This window comes from Ferroacidibacillus organovorans (genome assembly GCF_001516615.1).
GTDB classification, from domain to species: Bacteria; Bacillota; Bacilli; order Alicyclobacillales; family SLC66; genus Ferroacidibacillus; species Ferroacidibacillus ferrooxidans_B.
The window spans coordinates 74,949-97,840 of the sequence record NZ_LPVJ01000061.1 but is presented as its reverse complement, the minus strand read 5'-3'; the positions used below and the strand labels follow the sequence as shown (position 1 = coordinate 97,840).

Genomic DNA, 22,892 nt, shown 5'->3' with positions numbered 1-22,892 from the left:
TGGCTAACGGTAGGTCTGTCGCCAACCCCCGTTCGGGACTTGCACCCTAAAGATTCCGCCCATGCCGGGCGTACATACAAAAAGCCCGGGGAAATCCCCGGGCCAAGCATGCGTAAAACCCAGCACACCACCGCGTGTTCAGATCGCAGCCACCTTCGCGGTGCAAGAGACGTACAAGATCCCCACACACACGAAAGCGCAGCCATTCCATACGGCCCCACAAACGTCAAAGACAACGGGTTATGCCACGCACAGGTCAGTGTGAACGCATGCGCTCCTGTTCAATGACACTTGACATGTAGCGAATCAGCTCTTCACGCATATCGACGCGCGTCAAGGCAAGTCCAATGGTCGCTTGCAAAAATCCCAGTTTGTCGCCAATGTCAAAGCGCATTCCATCAATCACACAGGCGTGCATGCCTTCACGCAACAATTGCTGCTTTAATGCATCCGTAAGTTGTATCTCGCCCTGTTTACCAGGCGGAAGCGTCTGCAAAATTGAAAAAATGCTCGCATTGACAACATATCGTCCTACGATGGCAAGGTTTGATGGAGATTCATCGGGCGACGGCTTTTCAACCACATCCGACAGCGTGTACTGCACACCGTCAGAAGACTGGCCGGCAATGATTCCATAGCTTGACACGCGTTCGCGCGGCACCTCTTGCACACCAACCACAGAAGTACCCGTTCGCTCGAACACAGAGAGCAACTGGGCAAGTCCTGGCGTCGTCGAATGGATAATGTCATCGCCAAGCAAGATCGCAAACGGTTCTTCACCAACGAACGAGCGCGCCATCGAGACAGCGTGCCCAAGCCCTCTTGGCTCAGGCTGACGGATATAGTGAATGTTCGCAAGGTCAGAGATCCGTTTGACTTCCTCCAACACGGTGCGTTTTTCATGCTCAGCCAAGTGCGCTTCCAGTTCCAGCGAGCGGTCAAAATGATCCTCGATCGCACGCTTTGATTTGCCTGTAACGATGAGAATATCCTCAATTCCGGCTGATACGGCCTCTTCAACAATGTATTGAATCGCCGGTTTATCCACCAGCGGCAGCATTTCTTTGGGTTGCGCCTTGGTGGCAGGCAAAAAGCGCGTTCCAAGCCCAGCGGCAGGAATCACCGCTTTGCGAACACGTTTCATAAAAGATCACTCCTATTCAAGCCAATTGCGTCCGATATTTTTCGTCATTTTTTCAACATACGCCTGCTCTAGGTCAATGTCCGTATAATTTGCAAGCTTTGCGATAAATGCCAGACAATCCGCCAGTTCTTCACGCAAGTGATCGCGCGCCCCTTGACGGACCCCTTCATCCGACGCATGCAAGAGTCTGCGCACTTCTTTGGCAACTTCTCCGACTTCTTCGACAAGCAGCATCACATTGGTTGGCAAATCATCCGAAAATCCCTTTTCGCAATCGAGCCATCTGTGGAATGCTTGGCAATCCGAGAGCGTAGGTTTCTGTTTAAGCATGATTCCACCCTTCCTTCACCTAACATTGTGGTACGATAGTCAAAACACAGTAAGAGGAGATTGACCATGGCGAAACCACTTCGCGAGATGAGCCACGCTGAACTTCTCGAAGAAATGGAGCGGTTGAAACGTGCCGGAGAACTCGCCTATCAAGAAGGCAATCTCAGCGAATACGGCGTTTTAGAATCGCGCTACTTTCTCACACGTTCCTATGCAATCGATCCGAATGACATTGAGCTCGGCATCCTATACGGCATTGAAAACGAAACGGTGCTCTTTGTTCCAAAACGATTCAACGGCGTGTTTGTCTACGGCTTTCCGCTTGGCTCCACAGAAGAAGTGGGGTATCCGATAGGCAAGCTTGTCCCTATCGCACATTCGCACGCCCCCTGAACATGGCAGGGCTTTCCTTTACGTTCAGGAAAAGTATAGCACAAATTACCGTTTCGCTTGATTTATGATGTGAAACGTGATAAATCACTACGAGCGAATCAAGCCGCGCAGCACAAATCCGACGTTTGCAGGTCGCTCTGCGAGCCGACGCATGAAATAACCGTACCAGTCCGTTCCAAAGGGAACGTAGATACGCATTCTGTACCCTTCTGCGACAAGGGAGTGCGCGAGGCTTGTGCGTATGCCGTAAAGCATTTGAAACTCGAACAACTCGCGAGAAATGCCTTCCTGCTCGACAAACCGCTTTGCCCACTCGATCAGCGCCTCATCGTGTGTCGCAATCGCTGTGCGATTCCCGAGACGCAGCGACTGCTCCACAAGACGTTTGTAGTTTTCATCAACATCGCGCTTTTCAGGAAAAGCAACCTCCTTCGGCTCTTTGTACGCCCCTTTTACAATGCGCAGCGGAATTCCCTGCCCCGCGAGGCGCGCCACATCATCCGCCGCACGGTAGAGATAGGACTGCATCACCGTTCCCACATTGTCAAAACGCTCGCGTGCTCTTTGCAACAATTCAAGTGTAATGTCACAACGCGTATGATCTTCCATATCGATACGCACAAAACGGTTTACCTCTTTTGCGGCAGTCAAAATCCGTTGCAGATTGGCAAAACACAGCTCCGGGTCAATATCGAGTCCCAACTGGGTCAACTTGATCGACAGATTGGCATCCACTTGAGCCCGATTCATCGCATAAAGCGTTTCAACACAGTGGTCGCAAGACGCCTCCGCCTCCGCTTTATCCATCACAAACTCGCCGAGATGATCGAGCGTGACTCGCAATCCCGACGCATTCAACTGCTGCACCCGCGCGATGGCCGAGGCGATCGTTTCCCCCGCGACAAAACGCTGTGCTCCAAACCGCAACCCAAATTGTTTCGCCAATTGATTGGCATTTTTGTTTTTTGACAGGGAGAGCAACACCTGGCGCATGATTTCTTCCATAAAATCGATCCTTTCCCAGAAAAACTCCCAATTGCTTTTTGTCACTCTTTATCTAATCATCATGCGAGACAGGTTTGAAACTTACTTGCGGCAAGACGCGATCTGTCGGCAGAGTGACCGGAAGCGCATGCGTTGACACATCCTGCTCATCATAATCTTCAAGATAAGCGACAACCTGACGCGTAATCGCGGTTGGCGTCGACGCACCTGAGGTCACAGCAACCGTTTTGACGCCGCAGAGCCATGACGGATCCAATTCCTGGACACTCGCAATGCGATAGGCTGGAACGCCGGCGATTTCACGCGCAACCTGTGCCAAGCGCGCGCTGTTATTGCTTTTTGGATCACCGACGACAATACACAGATCAGCCTGGCGCGCCTGCTCGGCCACCGCGTTTTGACGTATGCTCGTCGCATCGCAAATCTCATTGCATACTTCGGCCTCAGGAAAACGTGCGACAAGCGCTTCAACGAGCGCTTCCGTATCCCACTGTGACATCGTCGTCTGATTGGTGACAAGAAGCTTCCGCCCCCCGTCCTTCACTCCGTATTCAGCTGGAAGCGCATCCACTTCGGCGATCGATTCGACGACGCGCACATGATCCGGAGCAACTCCGACAGCGCCTTCCGGCTCTGGATGCCCGTGCTTGCCAATATAGACAACCTTATATCCTTCCTTGACCCGCTCCTCAATCAAACGATGCGTCTTTGTCACATCCGGACATGTCGCATCAATCACATGAAGCCCTTTTTCTTTGGCTCGCGCGCGCACTGCATTTGAAACACCGTGTGCGGTAAAAATCACCGTTCCGCGATCGACTTTTTCAAGAATGTCTAGGCGATTTGCGCCGTCAAGCGTGATGACGCCGAGCTTCTCATAGGCGTCTACCACGTGCTGGTTGTGAACGATCATTCCCAAAATATAGATTGGGCGCGGCAATTCTGGTTGCGAGGCAGCCCGTGTGGCGATCGTCATCGCGTCAACGACGCCGTAGCAGTAGCCGCGCGGTGTAATTTTGATGACATCCATAAAAATCCCTCACAGTTCAACCGTCATGGTCGTACCAACACCAAGCGTGCTCTGTGCATAAATTTTACCTTCATGCGCCGCAATGATCGCCGCGCAGATCGAGAGACCAAGTCCCGCGCCGCCAGGGTTTCGCTCACGCGCTTCTGACGCCCGAAAAAAGCGATCAAAAATCCGTTCAAGATGTGCAGGGTCAATCCCCGGGCCATTGTCAGACACTTCCAGGATTGCGCCATCCTTGCCCCGCGGTGAAACAGTGACATGAATTTCACCCGTTTGGACATTCGTGTAGTGCAATGCATTCATGATCAAATTATAGATCACTTGCTGAAGAAGTGACGGATCGCACGAGACACTGCACGGTGTAAGATGAAAGAACATTTTTTGGCCTTTTGAGAGAATCTCATACTGAGCTTGATGTTCAGAAATAAACGCGGCAAGATCGATCACACTTCGATTAAGCTTAAAATGTTCATCGAGCCGAGCCAATTGCAAAAGGTCTCTCACGAGTTCTTCCAGGCGCGCCGTTTCATTTTGCATCGAGGCGACGGCGTGCCTGAGCTCAACAAGCTGTTCATCGCGGACAAACGCCTCTTCAAGCATTGGACGCAATCTCCGCGGCGCAGCGTTTAGCGCAATCTCACGCGCCACACTCGTGTTCTCGCGATACGTGTCAAGGCGGCGCAAAAGTACCTCGCTAAAACCTTTGAGCGATGTGAGTGGTGTGCGCAATTCGTGTGACGCAGATGAGACAAACCGTTTCATGCGCTGGGTGCTTTCTTTTTCCTGACGAACAGCCTCCTGCAGTTGATCGAGTCCCTCATTGATCATGACAGCAAGCTGTTCCGTCTCGCGCGTGCCAGTCACCGGAAGCCGCTCTTCGACGGCGCCAGAGCGAATGCGGGAAGCCGTCGCCAGCAGACGATGGAGCGGCGCGAGTGCCGACTCGACGACAGGCAAAAGCGAGATTGCCGCAAAGATAAGAAGCAGTACACTCGCCGTAAAGTAAAGCGCCATCCCACGCCAAATAAAAGGATACAAGATTTGATCTCGATAGGCGATTTGCAGATACCCCGCCGGGTGTGCGCGTGTCCCAAGCGGCGCATAGACCTGGATGGCTCCATGCGACAGCATGATCCGCAAATTTTTGAAACGCCCGTACGGCGTGTCTTCCGATCCCCAGACGAGACTGACAATCTGCGGAGTCATCGGTTGCAGCGGCATTGGGTCATACGCCGCCATCTGCTTGCCGACAAGCCTCAAATTGGAATCATAGACAGCTACATTCACCGCGCGCGAACTGAGCATGTGAAGAAGTTGTGGCGCGATGATGTGAAGATTCTCAGGTGTGATCTTCTCGTGATAAAGCGCATCGCGCAAATTGAACACAAGCGTTGTCTCGCCCGCAATGATCAGCGTGCTGCGCAGCGTCTGCACCTGGATGATCCCGATAATCAAAAGAATGCTGACGACGACCCACACATAGCGCGAGTAAAGCGAGCGCCTGATCGTGTGCGCCGGGGGTGTCAAAAATCTGTCCTTACTGAACTTCCACACGATAGCCGACACCCCGGACCGTGCGAATGAGCTGTCGCTTCGTGTCGTTCAATTTGTGCCTCAAGTAGCGAATGTAAACCTCAAGAATGTTGTCTTCCCCGTGAAAATCCTGTCCCCACACGCGCTGCATGATCTCTTCGCGCGAGCGCGCGACACCCGGTTTTTCAAGCAAGAGCTCAAGCAGGCTAAACTCCGTGCGCGAGAGCCCGAGTGCGCGGCCTTCGTAGCGAATCAGGCGCTGGACCTTGTCAATCTCAAATTTCCCAATGCGGTGAACCGAAGTCAACTCAGGAAACTGCCCGCGCAAACGCGCCTCAATTCGCGCCTTGAGTTCAACGAACGCAAACGGTTTGACTACATAATCATCCGCGCCGGCACTGAGACCGCGCACACGATCGTCCACCTCTTCTTTTGCCGTGAGCATGATGATCGAGACGCGCGAGCGCTCCTTCATCAGCCGACACACCTCAAAACCGTCCATCCCCGGCAGCATGATGTCAAGGAGAACAATGTGCGGACGAAAAATTTCAAGTACTTGAAGCGCCTCTTCTCCATCAGATGCAGTCGCCACGTCAAACCCTTCATCGCGCAATCCGAACAAGAGAAAATCCTGAATTCCCCGCTCGTCATCGACAATCAGAATACGTCCAGGCCGCGAAGTCTCCTGGCCCGTTGGCAGCAACACTTCGCGGCGCACTTTAACATCGCGAATCGGAACAATCATTCTCGTGTCATTCATGCTAAATCTTCCCTCCTGAAACAAAGGCATGCTATAATCGTTGTGTACTATATTCGTATCCTACCACACCTCACACGAATGCGATATGGATAGCCTTTACACCCTTTTATCCGGAATGGGATCACGCTTTGATCCACTGCTTTTAATTGATAGGTTGATAACCGATAGGATGGGTAGTTCATGAACACCCAAAGAAAAAATACGCGCAAGACAACCTCGGCGCTCGAAAAAAACAGTCAGATGAGACGTTTGGCCGCTTCGTCGCGCGCCGCAGATCAGCCAAAAAAAGTCGCGCAGAATCCACAAAAAAAAGCAACCTCTCCGCGAAAAACGTCATCTGCGGCACAGCCGTCAAAAGGTCGTGCACAAACGGCTGCGACTGTCACGAAACACAACAAAAAGCGAATGAAAAAAAGGCGCCTGCGCATCATGCGTTTTTTTACGGTCGCCGTCGCGGCGACAATCCTTGGCGCGGGCGGCTTCGTGCTAACAAAAGATGTCGCGCCCTCCGTCGCAAAATCGCTTCGCGCTGACTGGACCATGATGCTCGCCTCAACAGCGACGATCCCTTTTTCACAACAAGAGTACAACAGCCTTGCGACAAAAATGCGGGCCTATTTAAATACGGTTCCCGGCACAGTCGGCGTCTCTTTGCTCGATATCAACAGCGGAGCTGCGGTTGCCATTCACGGAACAGCGACGTATAGTGCGGCTGAAACACTCGCGCTGCCCGTAACCATGACTCTGTACAGCGACATCGCGCAGGGACTCTTGAAACCGACAGACACCGTCGCCCTGACGGCGGCCGACCTTCAGGCGGGACCAGGTTACATTGGCGGGATGCCCTTGGGTACGTCATTCACGTATGCACAACTCGCCAAAGCCGCCGTTGTGCGCGGAGATGTCGTTGCGATTAACATGCTGATGCGCGCGCTCGGGCCAGATCAAGTCAGCCGCTTCTCACAAGGCCTTGGCAGCGACGCCCCGATGACGCCTCCCTATACAGTGACACCGGTCGATCTCACAAAATACATGGTGACACTTTACACGATGGCTCAGGCGCACAAAACAGCGCTCGCGCCCCTTCTTCAAGATCTCGCTCAGGTGCCAACCGCCGGACGGCTTCAGTCGGGACTCTCTGGCAGTTCTGTGTCCTCTTTCTATCACGTTCTCGGGAATTGGCCGAACCAATTTCACGACTCCGCGCTCTTTGTGATCGCGAATCGACCGCTTGCGCTCTCTGTTTGTACAGAAGGCATGAATGAGACAACCGCCGACATCGTAGAAAAAAACCTCTCCGCCATGGTAACCCAATTTGTAAAACAGCAAATGGCGCTGCACAAAACAGCGCCATGATCCATCCTTTTATCCCCCTGCTAAAGATGGGGGCAGCCTATGGCGCGCGCAGCGCGCTTTCATTCACATACGGGCACTTTGCACGAGCTTTTGCTTCAGTTGCCACAGTTCACGGCTCAGGTCGACATGGTGAACATGCGGATTTTTTAGACGGAGGGTTTCACTCGGAATCGAGCGCAATTCTTTTTCCGCATACGCGCGTATCTCGATGAGTTCAGGCAGTTCATACACCATCTGACCGTTTACAATGATCGGCTGCAGCATCTCGCGCACTCGGTAGTGAGTAATTGTTTTTTGTTTGTACGTATGGATCGGATCAAACAGCGTCACCGCCTCACCTGCCGGCACCGGTTCCTCATCAAGCATGATCAGGTCAGCATTTGCGCGTTCATTCACATAGAACCGAACCCACTTCTTTTTTCCTGGATTGGTCACCTTTTGCGGATTCTCGGAAACCTTGATTTTGGGAATGTAGCGCGCGTCGACTTTTTCTGCCGAGAGTTTATAGACGCCGCCTAGCGCCGGGCAGTCTTTCGCAGTGATCAAGGCTGTGCCCACACCCCACGCGTCAATTGCCGCACCCTGCAGGATGAGATCGCGAATCGTATCCTCGTCAAGATCATCCGACGCGATAATCTTCGTCTCGGTAAAACCCGCCTCATCCAAACGCTTGCGCGCTTCCTTTGAAAGGTAGGCGAGGTCTCCTGAATCAATCCGTATTCCTAGCAAGTCGCGACCTTCTTTGCGCAGTTCCAAACCGACCGTGATGGCGTTTGGAACACCTGAGCGCAACACGTTATACGTGTCGACTAAAAGCACCGTCTGATCGGGATACGCATCCCGATAGGCGCGAAATGCTTCCAGTTCTGAGGGGAAACTCTGGATCCAGCTGTGCGCCTGCGTGCCTGCGACAGGAATTCCAAAATAAAAACCCGCGGCGACATTGCTCGTGCTCGAACATCCGCCGATAAACGCCGCACGCGCGCCAAAAATAGACGCATCCCGATTCTGAGCGCGGCGCAGCCCAAAATCGCTGATTGCCCCACCATCATCAAAGAGAATCGTCTGCGCCGCCAGTTTCATGCGCGTTGCTTTCGTCGCGATGAGGGATTGGTGATTGACAAAACAAAGCAGTGCCGATTCGATTAATTGAAGTTCAAACAAACGCCCCTCAATTCGTAAAAGCGGTTCATACGGAAACACGACGGTCCCCTCCGACACCGCGTGAACAGTTCCCGTAAAGCGAAACTGGGCCAGTTCCCCTAGAAATCCTTCATCAAACAGATTCGTTTGTCGCAAATACGCAATCTCTTCTTCTGTAAAGCGCAGTGTCATGAGATAGAGCACGGCCTGTTCCAATCCAGCAAAAACGACAAAGCCATTGCCACACGGATTGACGCGGTAAAACAGATCAAAGACAACCTCCTGGTCAAGGCGGCCTGCTTTATAGTAACCATACATCATCGTGAGTTGATATAAATCGGTTAAAAGAGCATCCTGGCGATCGCGATAAAGCGGAGACTCCAGCAATGTTTCAAGGCGTTTTTGCGGCACGGCGCAGACCCCCTTCACGCGTTCATACAAAAAGGCGGGCCTTGCGCAAAAAACGCAGAGCCCCCTTCAAGACAGTTAATCGAATCATGCAAACCTCATCGTATAGAAACTTTCAGTAAACATGCTCGGCCCAAACTGCGCCACCGCTTCCGGGTTCTTAAGCGCCTCTTCAAAGCGCGCGATCACGTTTTCAGATTGAGATCGATGCGCGCGCACCGCCTCGAGTTTTATCTCCGCCACCTCGCGAATGTCGATCATCACATCAGGACTTCCAATGTGATCTTCGCGGTTTCTGGAAAATGCGTGACCATACACCACCGGCCGCTTGGCGACAGGCATCTTCTCAACTGCGCGCACACAGGCCGCGCCTAGCGCATTGTGGTCAGGGTGAACAGCATAACCCGGATAGTGCGTGATAATCAGCGAAGGATTCAGCTCTTCGATAATCGTGAGGAGTTGCTCTGCGATCACTTCGCGATCCTCAAACTCAATCGTCTTATCGCGCAAACCAAGCAGGCGCAAGTCCGTGATCCCAAGCGCTTCACACGCGGCGCGCAGCTCTTTTTCACGCACCTCGCTCAGCGTCTCGCGCGTGGCGAAAAAGGGCTTCCCCATGTTTCTTCCCATCTGTCCGAGCGTCCCGCACGCGTAGGTGACAGGAACCCCGGCTTTTGTGAACTTCGCAATCGTACCGCCTGTCCCAAACGTCTCATCATCAGGATGCGGAAAAACGACCAAAACATGCCGTTCCATGAATAAAGGTCCCCTCTCCTATCAAAACATGTCGCACGCCACCGTCTTCAGGTCGCACGCCCTGCTACATCGCAAACGGTTCATCCGACAGTTCAAGCGCAATGGCCAGACGCCCTTCACTGTCATAGCCCGCCATCAGCAGGCGTCCTTTTTCATCCACCTCGTAATCGGTCAACCCTTCTGCATAAACCCAACCGATCTGCATCTTTAGACCGACGCGATACGGCCCATCCCCCACAATGGTTCCGCGCTCAAACTCGATTCTCCCATTGCGGATATAGGCACACACGGTCATGGCGCCTTCCTCGCGGTGAGCCGCATACGCGCCGTTGGTTGTCTCCAAGTGTACATACTGCGTCTTGCCGACACGCGCGTCGAGCGCTTTTTGTACGGATTGTAAATCGATCGGTCCCATCTGCGTCCTCCTGCCAGCCCTTCAAATTTCACTCACCGTTACGCCGCTGTGTTTAACTCACTTACTTAAGATAACAAACTTCATGGCGCGATGCCAGTTTGCGAATCTCGCCAAACAAAAAAGCCTGTCGCACGCCACGCGTGCGACAGGCCCGTCAAATTCAAAGACATCCTCAAGAGAGATGCCTTTGAAACCACTCCACCATGTGCTGATACCGCGCGACGCGAAGTCCCGGGTGACCCGTCCGCGAGAGATCGTGATTCGCGCCTGGAAAGCGGACAAACGCCACTTCTTTACCAAGCGCGGCAAGTGCTGTATACAACTGCTCACCCTGTTCAATTGGACAGCGCAGATCGTTTTCCCCGTGCAAGATCAGCAGGGGCGTGTTTACGTCTGAAGCGTAGCGAAGCGGCGACATTCTCCACAAGTGATCGATATCCGTAAACGGCGTGTCGCGCAGCCGCCAGTGCAATTCGCGCTCCGTGAACTCATAACCGATGTCACTCACGCCATAAAAACTGATCCAGTTAGAGATGGAGCGCTGCGTGACGGCCGCGCGAAAGCGCGACGTGTGACCTACGATCCAGTTTGTCATGAAGCCGCCATACGAACCACCGGTAACGCCGAGCGCGTCTCGGTCCAAATCCGGGCGTTCCTCAAGCGTTGCATCAAGGAGGTTCATGAGATCCGCGAAGTCGCGACCGCCGTAATCTCCCATGCAGCGCTCGACAAATGCCTGTCCATACCCGAAGCTGCCGCGCGGATTGCCATATACCACCGCATAACCTTTGGCTGCGAGCAATTGAAACTCAAACACAAAGGAGTGCGAATACATCGCGTGCGGACCTCCGTGAATCTGCAGGACGACCGGTGTCTTTCCATCTCTTGCCCGACTCACTTCCATTGCGTCAGCCCTTGCCGACTCCATCACAAAGGTGTGCAGAGGTACGCCGTCATCCGCCGGGCGATACGAGTCGGTCACAGGGGCAATCATCCGCTCGCGAAGCCAAGGATTTACATCCGTGACCTGTTTGATGCCATCTGCCTCCGATAAAAACAGCTCCCCCGGTTGTGTCACATCTGTTGCTAAATACGCCACCGTATCCGTCCCTGCGTGATACGCATACGCGTACACTTCGCACGGTTCATTGATGCGCCACGAAAATTTCCCGTCTGGCGAAAACACGGCGAGCGAGACGCGCCCCTCGTGACTGACCGGCGCGAGGACACATTGTCCATCCGCCATAAAAAGTGGTCCCGGCAGTGTCTCGTGACCGCGCATGTCACTCATCCCAACCGCGTGAACACCGTAGAGAAAGGATTCGTCGACATAGCGCTCTGCCGCGCAGGCTTCTTCTTGCAACGCACCGCGGTAGAGTGTGGGTTGCGTCGCGCCATAGAATTCAAACGTACTGCCGATCCCCACCCAGTGAGATCCATCTGGCGCTACACTCGCCTGCTCAATGGACTCGCTTCCAGTCGATACCAAGAATTCACGCCCCGTCGCAATCTCCCACAAAACGACGCGCGTCTCGTGGCGATACGGTTCATCCGTCAGCGGTGTGACAAGCAACACCCCTGCGCCATCTGGCGTAAACCTGTAGGACGAGATACCATGAGGCATATTCGTCTGCGCCAGCACATCCCCGCTCAGCGCATCGAGGATCAGCACCTGCGTCCTTTTTTGATCGACAAGACCTTTGCCGTCGCGCTTATACGGGAGTTTTTCAACCACATACGGCTTCAACACCTTTTTCTTCTTGTCTTTCTCATTCTCATTCTCATCGCGCGTAAGCGGATCGCCGCCTTCACGCGCGACAAGCGCCGCGACCCGCGTTCCGTCCGGCGAAAAGCAGCCTGTCTTTACATCGCCTGAAAGCGTCGCGAGGCGTCTCGCCTCACCACCGAAAAGCGGCATCACATAGAGTTGCCCCCCAAGCGACGCACGATCGGCTGAGAGAAAGAGAATGTGCGAAGAGGAGAGATCGCAAAACGAATCGCTGAATTCACCACTCGTGTACTCAGTTAGGTTCAGGTTTGCCACATCGAGAATTCCCACACTGTCGCGATATCCGTCGCGCGCGGCGTTCACGCGCCGAAGACCAACGCCAATCCGTGTTCCATCCGGCGAAAAGCGAGGATTTGAAAGCCATGTGAAGCGATAAAAATCCTCTTCATGAAATGCAGTTTTTTTGTTATCCTTTAGACTCATCTCTAAAATTCCTCCTCGTTGTGGCGAAACCGATCGTCGTACAATTCGGAATCCACAGCCAAAAATCCTGCAAAGCAGACGACGCACAATTGCGCTATACTCAAAAAACATGACCTTGCACGATTCGCAAAAGACCACATCGTGTCAACATCGCTGAAAAGGAGGACGTTTTCCTTTGATTGTCGAATGGTGTGCCGCCAATGCCGTCTCTGAAAAAGCGTCCGAACTTGAGGCGTTGGGACACTTGGTTTATGCATATGACGCGATTGAGTACCCATGCCTTGACCACTGCGATTTGTGTGTGCAAACACCTTATCTGCTGGTTGACGGGGTAATTTGGGTAGACGACGAGCCAGATGCGTTGTTCAGACGCGTCGTTTCGCAATTTAAGAAAGAGCAAGATGAATTTAACGATGATTGAGGTGTCTGCGCACGAAACTCGAAGATGAACTGCTGAAAGAAAAAGAACATGTCGAAGCGATCCGGGCGCACATTCTACGTGATGCCGAGGCGCTGCGCGGAAATGTCAGACCATCCAATGATTACACCGAAACCGTTCTCGCCGCCATATTGCAAAACCAGTCACGCGAACTGATCAAGTCCCACAGGCAGCCTCATTTTGCCCGCATCTTTTTTAAAGAGCACGGCCGCGCCGTGAAAGAAGATGCCTACATCGGACGGTTTGGCATCTTTGAGCGGGAAACCCTGCAGCCCATCGTACTGGACTGGCGCAGCCCGATTGCCAATCTCTACTACGACGACTCGTTTGAGAACGTGTCTGTCGAAGTGGATCCTAAACACCCACTCACGTTTGACCTTGAGAGAAAGCGGCAATTCGAATTTCGCGACGGCTCGCTTGAAGCATTTTACGACAGTGAAAACGGAGCGCTTATCGATCGCCTTTTGCTTGAACGATTAAGCGCGCGCAGCGGTGACAAGCTGCAGGATATCGTAGAAACGATCCAGGCTGAACAAAACCGCATCATTCGCGCAGACGCGCGAGAGAACATGGTCGTACAAGGGGTTGCAGGGAGTGGAAAAACCACCATTGCGCTCCACCGCCTCTCCTATCTCGCATATCAAAAACGCAACAATGCGGCACACACCCAATTCCTGGTGATCGCGCCAAACCGCGTGTTTCTCGATTACATCGCAAACGTGTTGCCAGATCTTGGTGTAGAGGGTGTCACACAATTCACATGGGAAGATTTAACACATCACCTTCTCCCAAAAAAGACGAAATTTGCGAGTGAGGAGCGCAAACGCGCGCTCTTTTTTGAAGAAACCGACAACGGAAAATGTGAAGAACAGCGCGTCACTGTACTCGCGGCGCGCCTGCGCGGAAGCATGGCATTTGCGAAGCTCCTGGAGCGGGTTGTCGAAAAAGTCGCAAAGCAGATGGTGCCTGATGCGGATCTTGTGCTCTCGCCTCGCCACCAGATGACAAAAGAGGAAATCGCCAGGCGCTTTTTTGAAGACTATCGCTATGAGCCATACCTAAAACGCAGAAAGCGCCTGCTTGACAGTTTGTCTCGCTTTGCGCAAGATGCCATCAAAGATGAGATCGCACGCTTTGACAAACGCCTGACGAAAGGCAAATATGCAGACGCACTTGAACAGAGCGCCAAAATCAGGGCGGCAATTGAAGAGCGCTACGAACGCTTTGCGCGCACCGTCAAGAATATCGACATTTATGCACTCTATCGCAAGGTTTTGATGAGCGAGAACAATGTCAGCCGGGTGCTCGCCACGCTGTCTGATGACACAGAGCTCAATGAGCAGACCAAACGCTACGTGCTGACTCGCTACGCGGATTCTGACAGCTCCTGGGAGTGGGAGGATTCTGCGGCGCTTCTCTTTCTCACGAGGCAGTTTCACGGGTTTGCGTCGGATACACGTTTCGCGCACATGATCGTTGACGAGGCGCAAGATCTCAGCGCCTTTCAGATCTTTGTCTTGACAAAACTAAGCCCAAACGCGACGCTTAGTATTTTTGGGGATATTTCCCAGTCAATCTCCCCCTATAAAGGCCTGACATCCTGGGATGAGGTCACGCGCGATGTGTTTCTTGACCGCGCATCATATAAAACACTTGAACAGAGTTACCGCTCGACGGTTGAGATTGTCACGTTTGCCAATCGAGCGCTGCGCCATCACCAAACACCGGGAATTCCGCTCGCCAAACCAGTACTTCGCCACGGCGCTGAGCCAGAGATTTTAAAGACATCAGAGGCACAGGAAGTCGCGCTGCTGATCGAACTGATTGGGCGCGTACAAAGTGAAGGGTTTAAACAGATTGCCGTGATTGAAAAGACGATGGCCGCATGCAGCGCGATGCAGGAGCGCTTGCAAAAGGAAGCGTCGTATGCACTGCCGCTGTTGTCGGAGAAAACAGAGCGGTATGAAGGCGGCCTCCATCTCATGCCCATCTACATGAGCAAAGGGCTTGAATTTGACGCAGTCATTGTTCTAAACCCAAGCGCCAACGCGTACGACGCAAACTCATCCCTTCACGCCAAACTGCTTTATGTCGCCTGCACGCGCGCACTCCATCGCCTGTATATCCTGCAAAAAGATTCACTCACTCCGCTCCTAAAATAACCTTTCAAAAGGGAGCGGTTAGGATACAGGCTGTCATTTAGAAGGCAATTCAACTATGCACATCGCGCTTAAGCGCAAGCGCGAAAAGAAACTCAAACGCCTCCAAATGGCGGAGCGTCTCGGCTACACTTCGCCCTACGACGTAGATTCCGTGCTGTTTCACGATGACCCCAGGGACTTCCGGGTTGTACGCGGCAGCAACCGCGGTTGCGAGCTTATTCAAATCACTGTAATTCTCAACCATCGGCACTTCGATTCGCGCGTCATCTTCCCAGTGGCCGAGCGCCTTTAGGAGTTCGTTGCCAAAGAGCGGGACGCTGCCGCGCGCTTCGTAGCGCTGCGCGATGAGATTGTTTGAGAGTGTGTGGACGTGAAGAATGCACATCGCATCCGATTGTTGATAAAGGTGAACGTGGACAATCGCCTCCGCAGACGGTTTGCGCGCATCCTTTTCATAAGGCATCAAATTTTCGTCCACAAAAAGCAGATCTGCTTCTGAAAGACGCGCCTTGTCGATGCCAGAGACGCTGACACGCATGCGCAACGTATCACCGGGCTCGCGTATCGACAAATTTCCGCTGGTTGCCGGAAAATAGCCGTAGGCCCCCAAACGGTGCGCGACTTCAACCAGCTCTTTGACAGTCAGTGACACCCGCTTCACCCCTTTTCTTCACGACGAAGTGTCGCGATGACATCAAAAAAATCCTCGAAATAAACAAAAGGAAGGCCATGTTTCTCCCCATACGTCCAAAGTGTGTCACGCGCAAACACAAGATCCGCCTGCTCAGCGATGCGCACATCTGTGATACCATCACCGATGACCACCACGCGATCAGGCGCGTGCAGTCGTTTGATCGATGGTTTGCAAAGACCGCAATCACCCGCACAAGATTCGTCGCAGGGATACGGCCAAACTGCGTGCAAGAAAGGTCCTGACGAATCGACGGAGTTTACATAGATTTCGGTGATCCCTTCAAAAGAGGCAAGTGCCGGCTTCACAAAAAAATCGAAACCGCCGCTCACCACGCGAAGAGGAATCTGCTTCTCCTGGCAGTATGAGACAAACTCGCCAAATCCCCGCCGAATCCTGACGCGCTCACGCGCGAACGCGACAAGTTCTTGATAGCGTGTGGAGGGAATCATCGAGAAGAGCTGACTGACCCCATCGCGAACCGAACACTCCCGCTTCAAGATACGCTCAAAAATCGGACGCGCCCTATCTGATAGCGCATAAGTGAAGATCGCCGTGATCATGTCTTCTGTCGCGATCGTTCCGTCAAAATCACAGTAAACAGCGAGACCCGAAGAATTAGCCACGCACTTCCCCCCACTTCGCAAGTGCGTCGCTGAGTTCTTCGTGCGACGCTGCCGCCTCGCTTAGTGGAACACCGCGCAACACAGCCTCGATCGCCTGATAGAACGCTTTGCCGCCGGCTGTCGCACCCGCCGGATGCCCATGAATTCCGCCGCCCGCATTGACGATCACGTCTTTTCCGTAGGTTTCCATCAGCAGCGGAACCATGCCTGGGTGTATCCCGGCGGATGGCGCTGGCATGACTTTTGCGAAGGGACCGGGCGCGCGCAGGCGCGCGATAAGCTCGGCACTCTCCTTGCGATGAAGCTTGACGGACCCGAAGGGCGAAGGAAAAATAGCGATGTCGGCCCCCGCCATCCGCAACAAATCCCCAAGCAGCACATGTGCGGCGATTCCGTGACGCTCACTCGCATAGAGCGCGCCCGCAAACGCCGGATGCGCCATAAACGGAATTTGAATGTCACGGTCTGACGTGAGTTCACGCATCACATCAAGTCCATATGTAAACACATTAAACAAAAAGAGATCTGCACCTGCCTCTTGCAGTCGCTTGGCGCGTTCCTTGAGTTCAAAAACTGGACCCGTCAAATTGACTGCATAGCGCGGTCGCCGCCCCGTCTCTTGCTCGATGCGCAAACCTTCTTCACGATAGCGCTTGACGCGCACATAAGGCGGCACCGCCTCGTGAAAAAAGATCTCATCATCCTTGATCAAATCAACGCCACCCAGCGCCTGTTCGCGAAAGTGCATCCCCAATTCGTCAAGAGTCTGTCCGACGCATGTCTTAAAAATGCTCATCACAAGCGGTCGATCATAAACAGACAGCCGATCGCGCAACCCGCGAACACCAAATTTCGCGCCTTGAAACTGCGCCAGATAAGCGCTTGGCAGCGTGAGATCAACAAGGCGAATCTCGCCGTCCATCGACAACTTTCCAAACACGGTCGTCAAGAGCGCCGCAATCTGATCCGTCAAATTGATCATCGGATAGCGAATCGCAATCTCTGCGCGCACGCGGTGCCCATCGATTGCCTCCACTGTGCGAATCTCTTCAATTCGTCCGCGAAAAGGCTCGACACGCTCCTGCGTCGCGCGCGGCAGATCCGTCCACGAACCTACCGTGAGACCGACTGCAATCCCTTCCGCCCGCGCAGATAAGTTTTCCGCGCGATCCGTCAGCGCATAGCGAGCAATCACATCATTCATCGGTTCCGTCACGCCTATCCGTCCTTTTCTAAAACCTTTGAACACTATACCGATCGGCAAAGCAACGTGTCAAACCGCACGCCAAAGACATAGACAAAGCCTTTCAACTCTCCTAAAATAGGACAATCACAATGATCGTCATCATCAAAGGCGAGATGGACGACAGGCACGCCATTTTCCGTGCGTGAATACGTATTTCTGAAGGAGTGACAGGATGGCAACGATCCGTTTGCGAAATACCGATGCGTGGATCACCGAAGAAGAGGAAGTGCGAGCATTTTTATCGAGTCAGGGCGTCTATTATGAACACTGGGATCTCTCCTCCCTCACACCTGAACAGTCGAACTCCTTCCTATTGAGCGACTCTGACAAAGAGAAAATTCTGTCAGCACTCACACCGCAGATTGAGAAGCTTGCCAAGGAGCGTGGGTATGTAAAGTGGGATGTAATCGCCCTCTCCAGTCAAACGCCGAGCCTTGACGAACTGCTAAAAAAGTTTGAGCAGGTTCACACACACACCGAAGACGAGGTGCGCGCCATCGTCGCTGGCAGCGGTATTTTTATCATCAAAGGCAGTGCGGACGTTGGCTATTTTGACGTAAACCTCCGCGCAGGTGACGTGATTTCTGTTCCCGAGTACAACCCGCACTTCTTTACGCTGACAGATGAGCGCGCAGTCGTCGCTGTCCGTCTTTTTATCGATCCCGCCGGCTGGGTTGCTCACCCCTTTGAAGACGCTAGTTTCACAAAAGCATAACAGGCCCACGCCCCGATCCAAAGCAGCATGCAAAAAGCTTGGCCCCTTGCGTCAACCGCACGAGGCCAAGCTTTTTTACAATGCGTACACAATCGCTTCCCGAAACGCTGTCAAACCGCCGTTTCTGTCGTTTTCTGCACCTGCCGAAATTGCAGGAGTTCGGCCATTTGCGTAAGTGCATCCACACTCGCCGAGAGCGAATCATACCCGATTCCCATGACGCAGCCATACCGTTCTAGCGCTTCAAACTCCACACGGACTCGGCAGCGCGCGCTTTGATCACTATGGATAATCTCCGTCGTGATCGCACTGATCAGCGTGGCGCCCTGTGCCCCAAACCCGGCCGCATTAAAAAGCGCCTCCGTCTCCGTCCGCCCAACGCCGACACTCGGTTTCATCTGATGATCACCTTCATCACGAAGCCACTGCCAGTGGCATTCGATGCCCTGTTCCACGCTGTGACACTGCGCGCTTGCGTGAAAAAAGGTCTTCCCCTTGCCTAAGGCAAGCGCGCGCGACACGATCCATTCCAGCGTCTCTGGCGCCTGCTCCAAAACATAACCCATCTGTTCAGCCGATTTCACCTGGCGCAAAATTTCCTGAATTTGTGCAGACGTCGCCTGAATTCCTCTGCTCTCCAGATAAAACGCGATATTGCTCGCCCCAGACAACTCGGAAACGAGAACACGCCGTTCATTTCCGACCGCATCCGGCGCAAGGTGCTCATAAAGCTTGGGATCGCGCATAACTGCACTTACATGAATGCCCGCTTTATGCGCAAACGCGCTCCGTCCAACGTACGGTTGATGTGCGTCCGGTTTGATCCCCGTCAATGTGTAGAGGTGTTCGGAGACAGATTTCAATTCACGCAATCGCTCCCCCATGGCGCAATCACGCTTCATTTTGTGGATCAGATTAGGCACCACGGAGCACAAATCGGCGTTTCCGCACCGCTCCCCGAGCCCATTCACCGTAACCTGAACTTGCGTCGCGCCGGCATCGACCGCGAAAAGGGTGTTTGCAATCGCCAGTCCTCCATCATTGTGCGCGTGAATTCCCACAGGTCCCAACCCGTTTGTCCGAACATCCGCCACTGCGCGGGCAACCTCACTCGGCAGCGATCCACCATTCGTGTCGCACAGGATCAACCAATCCGCGCCAGCATTCTTTGCTGTATAGAGCGCCTCCAGCGCATAGGCAGAATTATGCTGATAACCGTCAAAAAAATGTTCTGCGTCAAATAAAACTTCAATATCTCGATCCTTCAGAAATTTCACCGTGTCACGAATCATCGCCAGATTTTCTTGAAGGTCCGTTTGCAGCGCCTTCTCAACGTGGAAATCCCACGTTTTCCCGACCACGGCACAATGTGCCAAATCGGTTCCAAGCACCATTTTCATGGGTTCATCCTGCTCGATTTTCTGACCCTTGCGTCGTGTGCTCGTAAAAGCGACAACTCGACTGTGGCGAAGGGGCAGCGATTTAAGGCGATAAAAAAACTCGAGGTCCTTGGCGTTTGATCCGGGCCACCCGCCCTCGATATAATCGACGCCCAACTGATCGAGCCGCGCAACCACGTCAAGTTTGTCGGCGACAGAAAAACTCACACCTTCTGTCTGGGCGCCGTCGCGCAGAGTTGTGTCGTAGACGTACACACGGTTCATTTCCCCACTCCTTCTCCCTATGTTCTCTCTTTTGAACCGAAGTCCATATCTTTTTAAAAAACACAAATAGCCCTTCATCCATACCGGACGAAAGACTTCTTCGCTCTACCACCGGGTGATCTGAATCTTTGATCACATCCTCGCCCATATAACGGTAGGGTTCCGGGCGCGCTACTTCGTAAAGGTTCACGCGACAGCTCCAGGCGGATTTTCATCTGGTGAGCTCGGTCAGGACTCGCACCCTTGCGTCCCGCTCTCTGTTCGTTCTTCCAGACTACTCGTGCCCATCATCGCAAGCACTCTCATGAATTATGGCAAGTATACCCTACGCACCGCATGCTGACAATCCCATTCAAGAAGAAAGCGGCGCCGAATTTCTTTCCTCATCCGTCACTTGCGTTACACGTTGCCTGCGCCTTTGTGAAAGCGTATTTGAGCGATTTACGACAATCACCCCGAGAATCGCCACTGCTCCCCCTAAAACGGCCTGCCACTTTGGCACCTCGTGAAGCAAAAACCACGCAACGATCATGGCGAGAATGGGATTGAGGTAGAGTGCAGAAGAGACTCCTGACGCGCGGCCTCCCGAGAGCGCCACTGCCCAAGCCACATAAGCGATCGCCGCTGGAAAGACCCCAATGTAGATCACCGCGATCGTCGCCGCGACACTCGCGTGCGGCATTTGCAGAAAAAGCCCTTTTGTAAACCACAGCATCGGCACCGTGCCAAACCATGTCACGTATGCCGTCACAGCGATTGCGCCATACCGCTTTAGAAGTGGTTTTTGATAGACAAAATAAAACGCAGTAGACACGGCAGAAAGGAGGATAAGCAGCGCACCACGCAGGTAGTGCGAAGATGACTGAGGCCCCAGCGTGATGATCGCAACACCGATAAAACCAAGCGCGAGCCCTCCCCAACCAAGCGCATTCAGGCGTTCGCGCAGCGCCACCAGCGAGACAAGCGCTGTAAAAATGGGTGCAGCCGCGATGATCAGACTTGCGGTCCCAGCACTGACCCACTCTTCACCAAAGGTGAGCGCAATGTGATAGATCGAGATGCCGGAAATTCCAAGCAACGCGAGTTGTAGCGTGTCCTTTTTTGAAGGAATGGGCACACCTTTTACAAGCGCATATAAAGCAAAGACGAGAGAGGCAGACAGGAACCTTAAAAGTACAAGACCACCTGCGCCGTAACCACCTTCCAGGCCAATGCGGATCCCCGTGAATGCAGACGACCAGAACAAAAGTGTGATCGCCACCGCAAAAACGGTGCGTTTCATTGAAGGGGGCGACTGTTCATGGCTTCCCACAACGTCACCTTCTTTCTTGATGGTTTCGTGCAAAGCGAGAGATCAGCAAAATGACGATAAAGATCAACAAGACAAACGATAGTGCAAAGAGCGCGCCCATGCGAAAAGATTGAAATCCGTGCATCCACCATATCTGTATCACAGGGATCGCCTGAATGAGATTGACCATGATGGAGACTGGCAGCAAAATAAAACTGACATAGGTAACGAGTTTCGTTCGTTGCGCATCTTGCCGCAATACTTGCTCTTTTGTCGCCAGTTCCCGCTCACGCTCAACCCCTGCAAGATAATCATCAATGTCGTGAATTTCCTCAATCAATTCATCGTACATCTGGGAGATGTTAAACGCCCGCTGCCAGCGCCTGTAGAGTTGGTCGCGCTCTTCACTGATGGATGCCTGGGAAAAGTAGCAGCGTGAAGTAAAATCGTAAATCTGTTCGCGCAGCGCCCGCAACTTTTGTGCGCGTTCTGACAAGAGTGCTGCGTCAGCAGCACCTGTCGCATAGCGCAATATGCTCATCCGCTGATGAAGCGCGAGCAGCATCATCAGGAAATAATGCCTGCGAAAGGATGCCATCGCCGCCGAGGGGCGCCCTTGAAAGTGACTCGCCCCGTTGTCGTACGCGATGACAAATCCACCTTCGAGAGATTGTGTGTGGATCACATTGTGATAGGGCATGTAATTGTGCTCCGGGTCGCCAAAAATCTGCTGTGCAAAGTGGCTGCTGTTTTGCGCAGAAAGTGTTTTTCGCAAAACAGTCAGATGTTGTGCGGCAAAATTTTGAAAAGCAGCGTCAGGGTCAGGAACATCGGCTTCAAGCGTCAATTGCACTGCTCCATACGCGAGAAGAAACGTATCGACCATCGGATCAATTTTGACATCCCTGCACGCGCCGATCAGCGGTTCGAGCAGGCGGCTTACGAGCGTGCGCATCGTAAACGTTCGCGGAACATAAATCGAACCGACATACGGGTCGTTAAGAGAATCTCCTTGCAGATCGAGTGTCTCGCATACGCGCTCTATCGGACGTCCGCGCGTGAGCGAGGCAAGATCTGCATTGACGTTTTGCACCCAATCGATCGTCAAAAGCGTGTCATTGTACACCGGCTCGATCTCAAAGACGAGGAATCCGACACCATTAAAAAAGACGTGCAGATCAATGGCGCGAAAGCGAAAGGCCGGATCGTCCTCTTTCATGCGCGATGTGCGCATCGTCTGAAGCGATGTCATCCACGCTTCACGCACGGAAAAACGGCGCTGATTCTCCGGCCTTTTGACATATCGCTTCACGTAGGGAATGACATTGTCAAGCTCTTCATCGCGAATCGCCACTTCACGCCAAAACGGAGACTCCGTCTCTGCCTCCGTGCGATTGATCGCATCACAAATCTCCAAAAATCCACTCTCTGTCGCTGATGACAGAAGAAACGGATAGACGAGTTTTGTAAATGATTCACGGACGCACCACATGCTCACCCCTCCATTTTTTCGCGCGGATAACTCCGTATGCCATGACGCATGTTAAAAGTGCAACCATCACGGTATGGATGA

Annotated in this window: 21 protein-coding genes; 5 read left to right on the top strand and 16 right to left on the bottom strand. The window is 53.1% G+C overall.

Going from position 1 to position 22,892, the window contains the following annotated elements; genetic code table 11:
• Positions 1 to 256: 256 nt before the first annotated feature.
• Both galU and ATW55_RS13705 read right to left on the bottom strand, forming a co-directional pair.
• Positions 257 to 1,144: a UTP--glucose-1-phosphate uridylyltransferase GalU gene (galU, locus tag ATW55_RS13710; protein ID WP_067718997.1), complete on the bottom strand. Its 888-nt coding sequence runs from the start codon at positions 1,142 to 1,144 to the stop codon at positions 257 to 259.
• Between the two features lie 12 nt (positions 1,145 to 1,156).
• Entirely contained in the window at positions 1,157 to 1,474 is a 318-nt protein-coding gene (locus ATW55_RS13705) for a MazG nucleotide pyrophosphohydrolase domain-containing protein (RefSeq protein ID WP_067718993.1), read from the bottom strand.
• Between the two features lie 66 nt (positions 1,475 to 1,540).
• On the opposite strand from ATW55_RS13705, the gene ATW55_RS13700 reads away from it, so the two are divergent.
• Positions 1,541 to 1,867, top strand: coding sequence for a DUF1811 family protein (locus ATW55_RS13700; protein ID WP_067718990.1), 327 nt, complete (start codon positions 1,541 to 1,543; stop codon positions 1,865 to 1,867).
• 87 nt (positions 1,868 to 1,954) lie between these two features.
• Here the strand turns inward: ATW55_RS13700 and ATW55_RS13695 are convergent, their stop codons facing one another.
• From ATW55_RS13695 to ATW55_RS13680, 4 genes are read right to left on the bottom strand one after another with little or no spacing between them, the layout of a single operon-like run.
• The gene (locus tag ATW55_RS13695) at positions 1,955 to 2,872 is read right to left on the bottom strand and encodes a proline dehydrogenase family protein (protein ID WP_067718987.1); all 918 of its coding nucleotides are present in this window, start codon (positions 2,870 to 2,872) and stop codon (positions 1,955 to 1,957) included.
• 52 nt (positions 2,873 to 2,924) lie between these two features.
• Positions 2,925 to 3,902, bottom strand: a complete 978-nt coding sequence (locus ATW55_RS13690; protein ID WP_067718983.1) for a 4-hydroxy-3-methylbut-2-enyl diphosphate reductase — start codon at positions 3,900 to 3,902, stop codon at positions 2,925 to 2,927.
• A gap of 9 nt (positions 3,903 to 3,911) precedes the next feature.
• Entirely contained in the window at positions 3,912 to 5,456 is a 1,545-nt protein-coding gene (locus ATW55_RS13685; RefSeq protein WP_067718980.1) for a sensor histidine kinase, read from the bottom strand.
• Entirely contained in the window at positions 5,440 to 6,195 is a 756-nt protein-coding gene (locus tag ATW55_RS13680) for a response regulator transcription factor (protein WP_235587139.1), read from the bottom strand. The genes ATW55_RS13685 and ATW55_RS13680 overlap by 17 nt, the downstream gene beginning before the upstream one ends.
• A gap of 180 nt (positions 6,196 to 6,375) precedes the next feature.
• Here ATW55_RS13680 and ATW55_RS13675 point away from each other — a divergent pair, with 180 nt between their 5' ends.
• Entirely contained in the window at positions 6,376 to 7,551 is a 1,176-nt protein-coding gene (locus ATW55_RS13675) for a serine hydrolase (protein ID WP_067718977.1), read from the top strand.
• 63 nt (positions 7,552 to 7,614) lie between these two features.
• Here the strand turns inward: ATW55_RS13675 and ATW55_RS13670 are convergent, their stop codons facing one another.
• The 4 genes from ATW55_RS13670 to ATW55_RS13655 all read right to left on the bottom strand — a co-directional run bounded on the left by ATW55_RS13670 (position 7,615) and on the right by ATW55_RS13655 (position 12,485).
• Positions 7,615 to 9,105, bottom strand: coding sequence for a nicotinate phosphoribosyltransferase (locus ATW55_RS13670; RefSeq protein ID WP_268753401.1), 1,491 nt, complete (start codon positions 9,103 to 9,105; stop codon positions 7,615 to 7,617).
• 84 nt (positions 9,106 to 9,189) lie between these two features.
• Complete coding sequence (gene bshB2 / locus ATW55_RS13665; protein WP_067718974.1) at positions 9,190 to 9,858, bottom strand: bacillithiol biosynthesis deacetylase BshB2; 669 nt, start codon at positions 9,856 to 9,858, stop codon at positions 9,190 to 9,192.
• 64 nt (positions 9,859 to 9,922) lie between these two features.
• A complete protein-coding gene (locus ATW55_RS13660; protein WP_067718969.1) occupies positions 9,923 to 10,273 on the bottom strand; it encodes a YojF family protein in 351 nt (116 codons plus the stop codon).
• A gap of 172 nt (positions 10,274 to 10,445) precedes the next feature.
• Positions 10,446 to 12,485, bottom strand: a complete 2,040-nt coding sequence (locus tag ATW55_RS13655; RefSeq protein WP_067718965.1) for a S9 family peptidase — start codon at positions 12,483 to 12,485, stop codon at positions 10,446 to 10,448.
• 175 nt (positions 12,486 to 12,660) lie between these two features.
• On the opposite strand from ATW55_RS13655, the gene ATW55_RS13650 reads away from it, so the two are divergent.
• Positions 12,661 to 12,906: a DUF1450 domain-containing protein gene (locus ATW55_RS13650; RefSeq protein ID WP_067718961.1), complete on the top strand. Its 246-nt coding sequence runs from the start codon at positions 12,661 to 12,663 to the stop codon at positions 12,904 to 12,906.
• A complete protein-coding gene (locus tag ATW55_RS13645) occupies positions 12,903 to 15,086 on the top strand; it encodes a HelD family protein (protein WP_067718958.1) in 2,184 nt (727 codons plus the stop codon). The genes ATW55_RS13650 and ATW55_RS13645 overlap by 4 nt, the downstream gene beginning before the upstream one ends.
• Before the next feature lie 49 nt (positions 15,087 to 15,135).
• On the opposite strand, the gene mtnB is transcribed toward ATW55_RS13645, so the two are convergent.
• From mtnB to ATW55_RS13630, 3 genes are read right to left on the bottom strand one after another with little or no spacing between them, the layout of a single operon-like run.
• Complete coding sequence (gene mtnB, locus ATW55_RS13640; RefSeq protein ID WP_067718955.1) at positions 15,136 to 15,738, bottom strand: methylthioribulose 1-phosphate dehydratase; 603 nt, start codon at positions 15,736 to 15,738, stop codon at positions 15,136 to 15,138.
• Between the two features lie 5 nt (positions 15,739 to 15,743).
• Entirely contained in the window at positions 15,744 to 16,403 is a 660-nt protein-coding gene (locus ATW55_RS13635; RefSeq protein ID WP_067718952.1) for an MtnX-like HAD-IB family phosphatase, read from the bottom strand.
• A complete protein-coding gene (locus ATW55_RS13630) occupies positions 16,396 to 17,607 on the bottom strand; it encodes a 2,3-diketo-5-methylthiopentyl-1-phosphate enolase (RefSeq protein ID WP_067718949.1) in 1,212 nt (403 codons plus the stop codon). The genes ATW55_RS13635 and ATW55_RS13630 overlap by 8 nt, the downstream gene beginning before the upstream one ends.
• 214 nt (positions 17,608 to 17,821) lie before the next feature.
• Between ATW55_RS13630 and ATW55_RS13625 the strand changes: the two genes are divergently transcribed.
• Positions 17,822 to 18,364 carry a 1,2-dihydroxy-3-keto-5-methylthiopentene dioxygenase gene (locus ATW55_RS13625; protein WP_067718945.1) on the top strand — a complete coding sequence of 181 codons (543 nt, stop codon included), beginning with the start codon at positions 17,822 to 17,824 and terminating at the stop codon, positions 18,362 to 18,364.
• 110 nt (positions 18,365 to 18,474) lie between these two features.
• Here the strand turns inward: ATW55_RS13625 and cimA are convergent, their stop codons facing one another.
• From cimA to ATW55_RS13610, 3 genes are all read right to left on the bottom strand, one after another.
• Positions 18,475 to 20,028, bottom strand: coding sequence for a citramalate synthase (cimA, locus tag ATW55_RS13620; protein ID WP_067718940.1), 1,554 nt, complete (start codon positions 20,026 to 20,028; stop codon positions 18,475 to 18,477).
• A gap of 352 nt (positions 20,029 to 20,380) precedes the next feature.
• Positions 20,381 to 21,340, bottom strand: a complete 960-nt coding sequence (locus tag ATW55_RS13615) for a DMT family transporter (RefSeq protein ID WP_235587138.1) — start codon at positions 21,338 to 21,340, stop codon at positions 20,381 to 20,383.
• Positions 21,341 to 21,344: 4 nt separating this feature from the next.
• Positions 21,345 to 22,811, bottom strand: coding sequence for a hypothetical protein (locus tag ATW55_RS13610; protein WP_067718937.1), 1,467 nt, complete (start codon positions 22,809 to 22,811; stop codon positions 21,345 to 21,347).
• Positions 22,812 to 22,892 lie beyond the last annotated feature (81 nt).

What these genes read in the sequence shown, in the direction of transcription:
- galU (WP_067718997.1), bottom strand. Translation starts at nt 1,144, where the DNA reads ATGAAACGTGTTCGCAAAGCGGTGATTCCTGCCGCTGGGCTTGGAACG.
- ATW55_RS13705 (WP_067718993.1), bottom strand. Translation starts at nt 1,474, where the DNA reads ATGCTTAAACAGAAACCTACGCTCTCGGATTGCCAAGCATTCCACAGA.
- ATW55_RS13700 (WP_067718990.1), top strand. Translation starts at nt 1,541, where the DNA reads ATGGCGAAACCACTTCGCGAGATGAGCCACGCTGAACTTCTCGAAGAA.
- ATW55_RS13695 (WP_067718987.1), bottom strand. Translation starts at nt 2,872, where the DNA reads ATGGAAGAAATCATGCGCCAGGTGTTGCTCTCCCTGTCAAAAAACAAA.
- ATW55_RS13690 (WP_067718983.1), bottom strand. Translation starts at nt 3,902, where the DNA reads ATGGATGTCATCAAAATTACACCGCGCGGCTACTGCTACGGCGTCGTT.
- ATW55_RS13680 (WP_235587139.1), bottom strand. Translation starts at nt 6,195, where the DNA reads ATGAATGACACGAGAATGATTGTTCCGATTCGCGATGTTAAAGTGCGC.
- ATW55_RS13675 (WP_067718977.1), top strand. Translation starts at nt 6,376, where the DNA reads ATGAACACCCAAAGAAAAAATACGCGCAAGACAACCTCGGCGCTCGAA.
- bshB2 (WP_067718974.1), bottom strand. Translation starts at nt 9,858, where the DNA reads ATGGAACGGCATGTTTTGGTCGTTTTTCCGCATCCTGATGATGAGACG.
- ATW55_RS13660 (WP_067718969.1), bottom strand. Translation starts at nt 10,273, where the DNA reads ATGGGACCGATCGATTTACAATCCGTACAAAAAGCGCTCGACGCGCGT.
- ATW55_RS13655 (WP_067718965.1), bottom strand. Translation starts at nt 12,485, where the DNA reads ATGAGTCTAAAGGATAACAAAAAAACTGCATTTCATGAAGAGGATTTT.
- ATW55_RS13630 (WP_067718949.1), bottom strand. Translation starts at nt 17,607, where the DNA reads ATGAATGATGTGATTGCTCGCTATGCGCTGACGGATCGCGCGGAAAAC.
- ATW55_RS13625 (WP_067718945.1), top strand. Translation starts at nt 17,822, where the DNA reads ATGGCAACGATCCGTTTGCGAAATACCGATGCGTGGATCACCGAAGAA.
- cimA (WP_067718940.1), bottom strand. Translation starts at nt 20,028, where the DNA reads ATGAACCGTGTGTACGTCTACGACACAACTCTGCGCGACGGCGCCCAG.
- ATW55_RS13610 (WP_067718937.1), bottom strand. Translation starts at nt 22,811, where the DNA reads ATGTGGTGCGTCCGTGAATCATTTACAAAACTCGTCTATCCGTTTCTT.